9 protein-coding genes are annotated in these 10,690 nt (G+C 40.3%); 2 read left to right on the top strand and 7 right to left on the bottom strand.

Features of this window, described 5'->3' with window-relative positions:
- A partial coding sequence (locus ACJAT7_RS15695) for a BCCT family transporter (RefSeq protein ID WP_415227743.1) occupies nucleotides 1-1,239 on the top strand: 1,239 nt, incomplete at its 5' end.
- A gap of 77 nt (nucleotides 1,240-1,316) precedes the next feature.
- Here the strand turns inward: ACJAT7_RS15695 and ACJAT7_RS15690 are convergent.
- From ACJAT7_RS15690 to ACJAT7_RS15665, 6 genes are all read right to left on the bottom strand, one after another.
- Entirely contained in the window at nucleotides 1,317-2,033 is a 717-nt protein-coding gene (locus ACJAT7_RS15690) for a 3'-5' exonuclease (protein WP_415227742.1), read from the bottom strand.
- A gap of 10 nt (nucleotides 2,034-2,043) precedes the next feature.
- Entirely contained in the window at nucleotides 2,044-3,909 is a 1,866-nt protein-coding gene (locus ACJAT7_RS15685) for a DUF294 nucleotidyltransferase-like domain-containing protein (protein ID WP_415227741.1), read from the bottom strand.
- 318 nt (nucleotides 3,910-4,227) lie between these two features.
- Complete coding sequence (locus tag ACJAT7_RS15680) at nucleotides 4,228-5,031, bottom strand: DUF4347 domain-containing protein (protein WP_415227740.1); 804 nt, start codon at nucleotides 5,029-5,031, stop codon at nucleotides 4,228-4,230.
- Nucleotides 5,028-5,405 (bottom strand): hypothetical protein, encoded by a 378-nt coding sequence (locus ACJAT7_RS15675; RefSeq protein WP_415227739.1) that lies wholly within the window; start codon nucleotides 5,403-5,405, stop codon nucleotides 5,028-5,030. Before ACJAT7_RS15675 ends, ACJAT7_RS15680 begins: the two co-directional genes overlap by 4 nt.
- A gap of 559 nt (nucleotides 5,406-5,964) precedes the next feature.
- A complete protein-coding gene (locus ACJAT7_RS15670) occupies nucleotides 5,965-6,603 on the bottom strand; it encodes a hypothetical protein (RefSeq protein ID WP_415227738.1) in 639 nt (212 codons plus the stop codon).
- A 391-nt stretch (nucleotides 6,604-6,994) separates the two neighbouring features.
- Nucleotides 6,995-7,198, bottom strand: a complete 204-nt coding sequence (locus ACJAT7_RS15665) for a cold-shock protein (RefSeq protein ID WP_415227737.1) — start codon at nucleotides 7,196-7,198, stop codon at nucleotides 6,995-6,997.
- A gap of 476 nt (nucleotides 7,199-7,674) precedes the next feature.
- Between ACJAT7_RS15665 and ACJAT7_RS15660 the strand changes: the two genes are divergently transcribed.
- Nucleotides 7,675-9,705, top strand: a complete 2,031-nt coding sequence (locus tag ACJAT7_RS15660) for a methyl-accepting chemotaxis protein (protein ID WP_415227736.1) — start codon at nucleotides 7,675-7,677, stop codon at nucleotides 9,703-9,705.
- 813 nt (nucleotides 9,706-10,518) lie between these two features.
- Here ACJAT7_RS15660 and ACJAT7_RS15655 read toward each other — a convergent pair.
- Nucleotides 10,519-10,690 (bottom strand): cold-shock protein (locus tag ACJAT7_RS15655; protein ID WP_415227744.1); only part of this gene is annotated, 172 nt, incomplete at its 5' end.

Here is a 10,690-nt window from a genome sequence, read left to right as displayed (position 1 = left end):
GTAGCGATGCTTTTTGCTGCCGGCATGGGGATTGGTTTAATGTTTTGGGGTGTTGCTGAGCCCGCAGCGTATTACACGGGCTGGTATGAAACGCCACTGAATGTAGTCGCTAATACACCGGCAGCAGCAGAGCTTGCACTGGGCGCAACTATGTACCACTGGGGATTACACCCTTGGGCTATTTATGGCGTGGTGGCCTTATCGTTATCTTTCTTTGCTTACAACAAAGGCTTGCCGCTTTCCATACGATCTGCTTTTTATCCAATATTGGGAGACCGCACCTGGAGCTGGCCCGGACATATCATTGATGTGTTAGCCGTATTAGCCACACTGTTTGGTCTTGCAACCTCATTGGGGCTAGGTGCGCAACAAGCTGCCGCCGGAATCCAGCATGTGTTTGGCATTGAAGCCGATCTCACCCTGCAAATCACTATTATTGTGGTGGTGACTATGCTGGCGGTTATCTCTGTTGTACGCGGCCTTGAAGGTGGTGTTAAAGTAATTAGTAATATCAATATGTTAATTGCTGTTGTTTTAGTCATTTTTGTTGCACTCGTGACCCTTGCTGTTTCCATCGGCTCTGTTCCCACAACCATAATGGGTTATGTTAAGAATATTATCCCCTTGAGTAATCCAGTTGGTCGTGAAGATGAAGCTTGGATGCACGGCTGGACTGTCTTTTATTGGGCATGGTGGATCTCATGGTCTCCATTTGTGGGTATGTTTATTGCTCGTATCTCACGCGGCCGTACGGTACGTGAATTTCTTACCGCAGTATTGATTATACCAACAGCAGTTACTATCTTATGGATGTCTGTATTTGGAGGTGTCGCTATTGACCAAATTATCAATAATGTCGGCACATTGGGAACTGAAGGTTTAACGGAAGTTCCACTTGCCATGTTCCAGATGTTTGATGCTCTGCCATTAGGTAGTCTGTTATCAATGATAGCTGTGCTACTGGTAATGGTTTTCTTTATTACCTCTTCCGATTCTGGATCGCTAGTAATAGACAGTATTACTGCGGGTGGTAAAATTGATGCGCCGATTCCACAACGTATTTTTTGGGCAGTTATCGAGGGTGCAGTTGCAGCTGTTTTACTCTGGGTTGGCGGCACTGATGCGATTGAGGCGTTACAAGCGGGTGCTATTTCGACCGGCCTACCCTTCACCATTATTTTATTAGTAATGTGTGTCAGTTTGTTGATGGGTATGCGTACCGAGAAACATAGAAACTAGTTTTTACTCACTACAAAAAAGCCGATGAATCATTCATCGGCTTTTTTTTTACCCATTAATCACCTTTAATCAAGATGTTATAGCCACAATTTTTTAATCGCAGTGTCTGGACTAAAATGATATTTAATCTGAGCCTGGAATAACTCGGCGGTGGCAATCGCATCGGTTAAGGCATCGTGAGGCTGATAAACGGGCAAATTATAACGAGCACGACTATTAGCAAGACGGATTGACTCTGCCGACTTTCTTTTAAAGAAATTAAAGATCCCCTGCGATTTAGCACGCTGTAAATTAGATTCAATTTGCATGGTATCAATAACAGGAAAGCTAATACCTTCATTAAGCAAACTGTGCAGGGTATGATCAAGAAAATCACGCTCAATATGACGATAATGCACCACTACCACTTTTCCTGCCAGCTCATCTAAAAGCGGCTCCAAAATGCGCAGTAAATCAGGCGCACCTTGTAAATCCGAGTGGGTGATACCGTGGATAATAACCGAGTTTTCTTGTAAATTATCTTCTGGATTGATATACCATTTTTTTGCTTTTCGACAAAAAATACGTCGTAAATTAAAGGGCACCAAACCAATACTAATAATGCCGTTTTGCTGTGAATCTAAACCTGTAGTTTCAAAATCCAGTGCAACAAAATCAATCTCAGTTAATGGCGTTTCATCGTGATAGGTCCCGGTATTATAAAAACGCTGCAAACGTGAATCTTTACTCTGCTGCGCTTTTAATTCCAGGAAGGCCGGCCAGTTTAAAATATCCTGGTTACTGAACTTATTCATTATTTAACCTTTAAAATTTATTAGCAGTATAGCGATATTTTAAAAAGTTTTGCGCACTGCTTAAAACGAGAAAGGCATCTTTAAGATTGCGCCTTTCAAAATCAGACATGTTTTCCGGTTCAATATTATTATCAGGTTCAATCTCAGACTTTATATCTAATGCCTGATGACGCAAACGTACCAGAGAGATAAGCTCCATCGCATGTTGTAAATCTTCGCCCTTTGACTTAGGCAGAATACCCGCTTCGATAATATCGTCTAACCGTTCAAATGAGTTTTGCGATGGCGAGCCGATCGCCAATGCATGTACGCGCACAAGATCCGCAAGCGGCGCTGTTCCACGACGTTTTAAATTAATCGAATTATTATGACGGCCATCTTTTTCCATCACAAAATCTCTAAAGAACCCCAGTGGAGGGGTGCGATTACGCGCATTTTGCGCCAAACAGGCTAAAAAACGGTTATTTTTCTTGGCTCTGCGCAAGATAAATGCATTTAACTGCTCAGCCCATTTGATCCGGCCATAGACTCCACTCAGATCAAAGAAAATAGAGCTGTTTAATAAAGCTTGCGGGTTTGGATTATCTATCCAGTCAGCGAAACAAGCTTCCCACTGGGATCGTGTTTTACGGTACTCAGGATTGGTCGCCATAATATCACCCGTGCAGTAAGTGTAACCGCAGGCGGCTAAACCATCGCACACAAAATTAGCTAACTGCTCGAAATAATCACCATGCAGATCGATTTGATAGCTATTATCAAGAATAATAGCATTATCCTGATCGGTGACCATCAGCTGCTCATCTCGGGCCATCGAACCAAGCGCTAAAAAACAGTAGGGAACAGGGGGGGGACCGAACTTCTCTTCTGCGAGCTCTAATAAACGCTGCTTAAAGCTGCGCCCGATTTGAGACATTGCCCGTCCAACCATATGAGAATTGGCATCCTCATTAACCATGCGTACAAAACAGTTTTTTAACTGTGCAGAAAGAATGGTTAAATCCTCGCTACTTTTCTGCTGGAAAATACTGCTTACAAATAACAGACTATTTTGCGATTCGTAACGGATTATATCCGCAACTTCAATCAGACCAATTGGTTTTTTACTTTTCAAAATAGGCAGGTGATGAATATTATAACGCAGCATAAGCAGCATCGCCTCAAAAATATAGGCGTTATGATCCAGTGAAATCAAGTCGGTCGACATCACGTCTGAAATAGGATTATCAACATTTAACCCGGTTGCAATGACGTTTGCGCAGAGATCATGTTCCGTAATAATACCAACGAAACTGCTCCCCTGCTCATCCTCGATATCAGGGTCATTAATTAATGCTGCGGAGATATTCTCGTCGGCCATTATCTTGGCAACCGCTTGAATGGTGCTGCTACGGGGAAGAACCAGTGGCGCTCTGGTCAGCAATGTTTTTACTTTGGAAGTGGTCACATCCGTTTTACTTTCTACCGCCTGTTTTAAACGGGTACTGTCCTCTTCTTCAACAAAGTCAGCGAAATCGTTATAATGCTCGCACAACTCATTAAAGATTGACTCGGGAATAGCGTATAAAAGTGTATCTTTTACAGCTTTGGCCGGAAAACGCACTTTATTATTAGTTAACAACCCCATTTGTCCAAATAACTGACCTTGATCAAGGCGATTATAAAGTTCACCTTTACGGCGATAGATCTCCACTACCCCGCTGCGGATCAGATACAGTTCATTAATTTTATCCGTAAAGTCAATAATCATGCTGTCTGCTCGGTAATAAGAGATCTCAACACTTTGCACCACTTTAAGTAAAGCTTCTTCTGGGAGTTGAGCAAACGGGGTATGCTGGCTAATAAAATCTTGAATTTCTAGTAGTTCGACTTCCATTATTTGCTCGATTTGTGAATTATAGATAAGGGTTTACCTTTGATACTACAGGATTTTTACGAGAAAACTGATAAAAACAGAGCGATCAAAGTCGAACATCACAGATTATCAGGAGCGAATTGAACGAGCGAGCGCTGCGCAGCGAAACGAAAGATCTCTTTAGATTCGATACGGCCTTGAATTTTATCCAAATTACCGTCTTCCACACCATCATCCATGATAGCAACCATATCTTCTATGGTGACTAATCCGGTTCATTCGGTCGGTTTATTAAACATACGCAAAATAATATTGGTCAGACCGTTAAACAGAAATACCTCAGCCGGGAAATTCATCGTTGAAGTTCACACTATCCAGATCCACGACAGTGGCGCTGGGATCAATGGCCAAGTCGTTCTCGGTATAATTGATAGCTAGCCCAGTCATCTCCGGCACTGGTGCGGCGACATCGGCCCCGGTTAAACGACCTAATGCGTTTGCCAACCTTTGACCGTCTGCAGTAGACGCCAGGTTACAGCCATAGATCAAAAAATAGCAGTCTACAGATAACGCATTTCCCCAATTACTTATCTCATCTGCATTTTGATCCAACTCTGCCTGGCTTATCTGGGTGTTACCAATCAGAATTTCGCCCGACGAACCATGGGTTATCAAATGCAACGCATCAAGATCCTGCCGATAAGCAAGAATTTCGCTTAGCTGCTCGATACCGTTACGATCCGCATCAAGGATCTGCACATCAATGATGCTATTCTCTCCAGCTTGTGACTGCAGGCTATCTAGCAAAAACAAGTAATCAGGAACGCTTGCGTCTATAATTACAAGTTCGTAACGAACGTTTTGTGGTTGCTCTGCGCTTAGGAGCAGAATACCGGGGTTATCTATTTGTTCCATATCGTCAATAATATCGTTGTCCAACTGAAATAATTGGGCATCAATACGATTGATCTCAGCCTCAAGCTCGGCCAAAATATCATCCACAGAGATTTCCGATTCTATATAAGAGTCATCTACTAAAAGGTCAATATCCGGTAGATCCGCAGATAGAAGCATGCGTGGTTCTAATTCTTCGAAGGTGACTGTTGCATGTATATGCTTATTTTGGGACTCATCTTTTTTCATATGTTATTACTCAACGGTCTTCTGCTGGTGCAGAGAATTCTATCTGTACCTAAAGTGGCGTCAGCCAACTTCTGCAGAGTTTCTAAATCAAGTAAAGAAAATTGTCCGTTCACTGATAACCAGTAATGCGCCTGTTGTATGTATATGGGTTGTATTTTGACGCTAAAGCCATTGTGTTGCAGCTGCTTGACGCGCCGTTCGTCCTCCTGACGCGATAAATGTAAGTCAAGCGAAACGTAATAAGATTGATTGCCTTTCTGGCCAAGTTGAAAGTAGTCGTTATCCCCTTCAGTACGCTTACGTGCCAATTTAAGGGGGCCATATCGATCCCATATTTCAGCTCGGCAGATGATCGCACCTGACCTACGATCCATACCCGCTCCTTAACATCTGTCTGCATAATAAAAATATCTGTCGCATTTAGATGTTAGCTAGCATTACAAAGGTGTCAATAAAACATCAATATAAACGATGAAATTACAAAGTTACAAAATTATAAAATTACAAAATTACAAAAGACAAGTTTATTAAATAACGAGAGAAAGGAAATATTATTTTATGATCTTTAATTTTTCACTTTATATACAGTTATTTTTGAATGCGATGCCTTATTTGCGTTCTAAAAATTTACCACGAGCAAACGCACACAGTTTGAGCAATACCTTATTAACTGTTTGCTTAAATTCTTTCCCACTCAGGCTGAGCCCATATGCGTTTTAGACAGGAAGATGAGTGAAGTCTTGACATCACCCCCCAACTTCGCTATGCGCCCGAAAGTCGTGAATTGATTTTAACGTTAGGCGAAGTTAAATGAGATATTTAAGTCGTTGCGGATAAACAAGCTACAGTCCCGCTTCTGTTTTGGTTTTTTGGTAAAAAATTTATCGTTTGTTACACTTTGAGTTAAGGCACGGCCTTAAGGGGAAGCCTTCATTATGCGCCATACAGTGCATCAACCTCGCCATTTTGGATGCGCTTATTGATTCGCAACAAACTACTATGCGCAATCACTAACACTTCTTGCATATTCTCATAACAGCGTCGATCATTTTTACCGTAAGCAAAAAAGGTCAAGGTAACTTGATGACCCATACCGCCAGTATCAGGTTTACTACCCAAGACTAAATAACAGGTCGGCGATTGCGATAAACAGAGAGCGCCAGCTTTAAATCCGGGTTTGCTTGCAGATATCTGTAACAGCAGATTTTGCATCAACCAAGCAATACTTTTCGCCTGACAGTTCTCCGGGATATCACGAAACAAGATCATTAACCGTGCACTGCACTTTTTCGCGTAAGGATATTGCTGATCAGGATTATCTTCTGTTGGATTAAACACGCAATCGTTACTTTCCAATAACGAATGCGGGCTATTGATCCATTCTATCAGTGCATAAAACTGTTCCACAAACCCCCACTTTTTGAAGGGAATAAGATCTTCGAGAGCGCTGCGGACTAACTTAGGTTGTTTCTTAAAGTCCATATAGACACTGGCATCATCCGCTACCATACTCGTCCAGGGGTGTGATCTTAATGCTGAGTTATCAATCTGCTTGGAAATAAAAGCGTCCACAGTTGCTGCCTTTGTTTGGGTATATATGATTAGGAACTCAATTTTAGCATTAAAATGCCGATGCTCATTAAAAATCCCCACCTGATTTTAATGACCATAATATGAACTGCTCGTTGGGTTGGTTCACGCGCTAAAGCTTCAATAACGGATTTTGCAGAATTTTAAATATGGGCCACAGTGCTTATTGCGCTCTGCAGGTTGTGCCATACATTTTGGATTTTTTGGATTTTAGAGAGGCTTTTTTAATCCACCAATGAAGGCCTTTTAGTGCCCTTTGCGTTGCGTAGTAACTACATAACTAACACAAAAAGGCCCTTCTTTTTTCTATGCAATCAGATAAAACTCTGAAATAAAATAGATCTTTCGTCGATTCAAAAGATCCACACCCAAATCAAATCGGCACTACGTTAGTAGCACACGGCCCCTTCTGGCCTTGTCCGACTTCAAATTCCACCTTCTGGCCTTCATCGAGCGTTGCATAACCACCCGTCTTAATTTCTGAGTGATGCACGAACAGATCTTTCCCTCCATCATCTGGAGTGATGAAACCGAACCCTTTGTCTGCATTAAACCATTTTACTGTACCCATACTCATACCGTACTCTCCACTTTTGGTTAATATTAGCTTTATCGCAGTATTCTGTTCCTCTGCAATAACTTAAAAAGATAGCAGATGCGTAAACTCGGAAATGCCCGTCGTCTGCTGTCCCTAAACGGATATTCGACTGCGTACTTACCAATACCCATTTGCTATCAAATAAATTGTAGTTCACTGCAAAAAAAAATGAAATAAAACAGTTAATTAAGCTCACTTAAAATTATAAACATAAAATTGAAGTGACTAAATCAACTGGCCGCTACTATGCTCACTTCCAGAAATTAGCTAGCGTAAGTATTTTAATCAAATTGATCTTTAATCATGATTCATATCATAAAACCACTTTTAATTTTATTTTTAATCGATTTTAAGATGCGATTTTTGTAAATTAAACCTAAAGTAATTGCCAATGTGTATTTTTTATGTGGTTTCATTTTAATTTGCAAGATGAAAGGGCATTAGGAGGAATAGCTTTGAATATTTACAAAAACAGAAAAGTTGCCGTACAGTTAAAAATCATTATCACTTTTTGCCTGTTACTTGGCTTTTCATCTATCTCGATTATGGTATATAAAAACGTATCAGAGGTTGTACTTAAGCGTACCATGCAGGAACAACAATCAAAGTTGGATGCCTTGGCGAGAACTATCTCCAGTCAATTCGGTATCTATCTAGAAAACGCCCGTAAGCTTGAAGCTACTTTTCAAAACTCCTACTTAAAGGGATTAACCTTTAAAACGCAAGAGGTTCTTTTTGAAGGACAAAGATTAAAAGATGCTACTTTAAATGGCCGAACAATGATTAATAATTTCCAAGCAATTGATCAGTTTTACCAAGATACAGGTGCCATTTCTACTTTGTTTTTAAAATCTGAAGATGATTTTCTACGCGTTGCCACTTCATTAAGAAAACCGGACGGCACGCGAGCAGTCGGTACCATGCTTGGCGAAAATCACCCGGGTTATAAGCAATTAAAAAGTGGTCAGGCTTATTATGCCAAGGTAACACTATTCGGACATGATTATCTTACCTATTATGCCCCAATTGTTGATCATAATGCGGATGTAATGGCGCTTTCATTTATTGGTATCCCTATTGATGATGCAACTCAAAGCGTGTTTGATAATTTAGCCAATATTGGATGGGGTGACACCGGGGTTAGTTTTGTCGTCAGTAATCAACCATCTGATTTAGGGAATTATGTATACCACCCTAACACCTCCAGTAAAATGTCGATTTTTGACCTACAAGATGCGTCCGGTAATTTCCCTGTAAAAGAAATTTTCAATAAAGCTCAAGGGGGCGTCACTTTTAATGAAAAAGTAAATGGGCAAATAGAAGAAAAATATCTAATTTTCACTGAAGTAAAGGGCTGGAATTGGAAATTATTTGGTGGGACTTATGTTTCGGAGATAACCAAAGAAAGTAAAGAACTTTTGCTGACCATTGTAATTATTTCATTAATTGGCGCGATTTTAACACTGATCATAATGAGCTTTTTTGTTCGCAAAATGATCAGCCCGTTAACAATATTAAGTGGTTATATGGCTCGTTTAGGTGATGGCGAAGTTAGTTTTTCAGTAGGAAAAACCAACCATAAATCACATAATGAAGTAGACAAATTAACCCATGCCGTGTCGTTAATGGCAACAAAATTAAATGGTTTAGTTGCCAATATTCGTTTAACCAGCGAAGATATGCATAAACAATCCAATAACATAGCAAGTGATGCTGAAATCACTTTAAGTAAATCAAACATGCAGCAAGATCAAATTGATCAAGTTGTAACCGCTATTGAGGAGATAGCCGCAACAGCATTGTCCTCAGCGCACCAAATCGAAGAGATAGCATCGAGTGTCAATCTAGCAAAGTCAGATTCCAAGTCCGGATCAGAATTAGTTACTCAGATGAAAGATGAAATCACAGCGCTTAATAATCAACTTCACCAATCAACCGATGCAATTAATCAAGTCAGTCTGGAGAGTGATAATATTCAATCGGTAACACGTATGATTGATGAAATTGCTGAGCAGACAAATCTATTAGCTTTGAATGCTGCGATTGAAGCCGCGCGGGCCGGTGAACACGGGCGTGGCTTTGCTGTTGTTGCTGATGAGGTAAGAACTTTGGCTGCTAGAACGCAGGAATCAGTTAATGAGGTCGTTAAGATAATGGAACAGTTAAAACTCTCTACTGAAAGTGCTGTTGCAATGATGAATGAAAGCGAATCTAAAAGTGAGATAGTGACTTCACATGCAACACTGGTTGGAAAAGCATTAGCAAACATTGCCAACCAAATTGAAATTATCGCGGCGCAGTCTGATGCGATAGCAGCTACTTCAGAAGAGCAGGCCTTAGTGACCCGAGAGATTTCAGCTAATGCGAGTAAAATAAGTACACTCAATAGCGATAATCACAAAACAGCCACTAAAACGGCAAATAGAGCAACTGAGATGCATAAATTATCAGAAAGCTTAAATGAACAGGTTTCTTATTTTAGTTAACCTCAGATAGCCTTAGCTATAGTGGCCAAGTTTATTTGGCCACTATAGATGAAAAATATAACTGAGCTTGAGAATATCAGTTAAACCGAAATTACCCACCTGTTTCTGACTTTTAGCCACCACTTAAACCAAAATATCGAGTTGAAACGAGCGCCGGCGATACTTGCATGAGCGCCTTTCATAGCAATTAAAATGCGGTTTTAAATTTTTACGGCGCTCGCTGTAGCACCTGTGCTCTTCTAAGTAGCAGCCATTGACCTCTACGGTGTCAATCACATTGATATATTGAGGAGACTGATTCATATTGATAACCTCAACGTTATCGCTTGGGTTAATTTTACCAAGCACCCTCTCATGCTATTAATTATAGTTTATTTTTATACTTATTTTACACCTGTTTTAACCACAGATAAGCAACAACAGTAATATTTGAGTCAACAATGAGCCGAGAATTAGCGAGCGTGGAGATTTTGGGGCTGTTTAAAATCACCTGATAAATGATCACTGTTTTGCCGAAAATAGCGGCTCAAGATAGTTTGTTTTTTATCACCAGGAACTTATAGGCACATACGACCTTAGCTTTTTATCTATTTTATTTTAAATAACCTAGCTAAGCTTTTTAATGCCTAATACAGCTTAGGATTTGGAGTAAATAATTTTGGCGAAAGGGGAATAATAGCAACAAATCCATGGCTAAGATTAACCGTCCATAACAGGATAAAATAAGCAAAAAAAAATGGCAAACCCGTAAAGGTTTACCATTTTCTTAAATATAAATTTAGCTCTATGTAGAAGCTAAAATATCACAGCAAATTAAAGCGCTACGATATTTTCTGCATTAGGACCTTTTGGACCTTGAGTTACAGTGAATTCTACTTTTTGGCCTTCATCTAAAGTTTTGAAACCTTCGCTAGCGATAGCGCTGAAGTGAGCGAATACATCTGGACCAGATGCTTGCTCGATGAAACCAAAACCTTTAGATTCG

This window comes from Psychromonas sp., from assembly GCF_047632995.1.
Taxonomy (GTDB): domain Bacteria; phylum Pseudomonadota; class Gammaproteobacteria; order Enterobacterales; family Psychromonadaceae; genus Psychromonas.
Note: the sequence above shows the minus strand (reverse complement) of the source record. Positions and strands in the feature narration are given on the sequence as shown.

What these genes read in the sequence shown, in the direction of transcription:
- ACJAT7_RS15675 (WP_415227739.1), bottom strand. Translation starts at nt 5,405, where the DNA reads ATGGATCGTAGGTCAGGTGCGATCATCTGCCGAGCTGAAATATGGGAT.
- ACJAT7_RS15685 (WP_415227741.1), bottom strand. Translation starts at nt 3,909, where the DNA reads ATGGAAGTCGAACTACTAGAAATTCAAGATTTTATTAGCCAGCATACC.
- ACJAT7_RS15690 (WP_415227742.1), bottom strand. Translation starts at nt 2,033, where the DNA reads ATGAATAAGTTCAGTAACCAGGATATTTTAAACTGGCCGGCCTTCCTG.
- ACJAT7_RS15665 (WP_415227737.1), bottom strand. Translation starts at nt 7,198, where the DNA reads ATGAGTATGGGTACAGTAAAATGGTTTAATGCAGACAAAGGGTTCGGT.
- ACJAT7_RS15680 (WP_415227740.1), bottom strand. Translation starts at nt 5,031, where the DNA reads ATGAAAAAAGATGAGTCCCAAAATAAGCATATACATGCAACAGTCACC.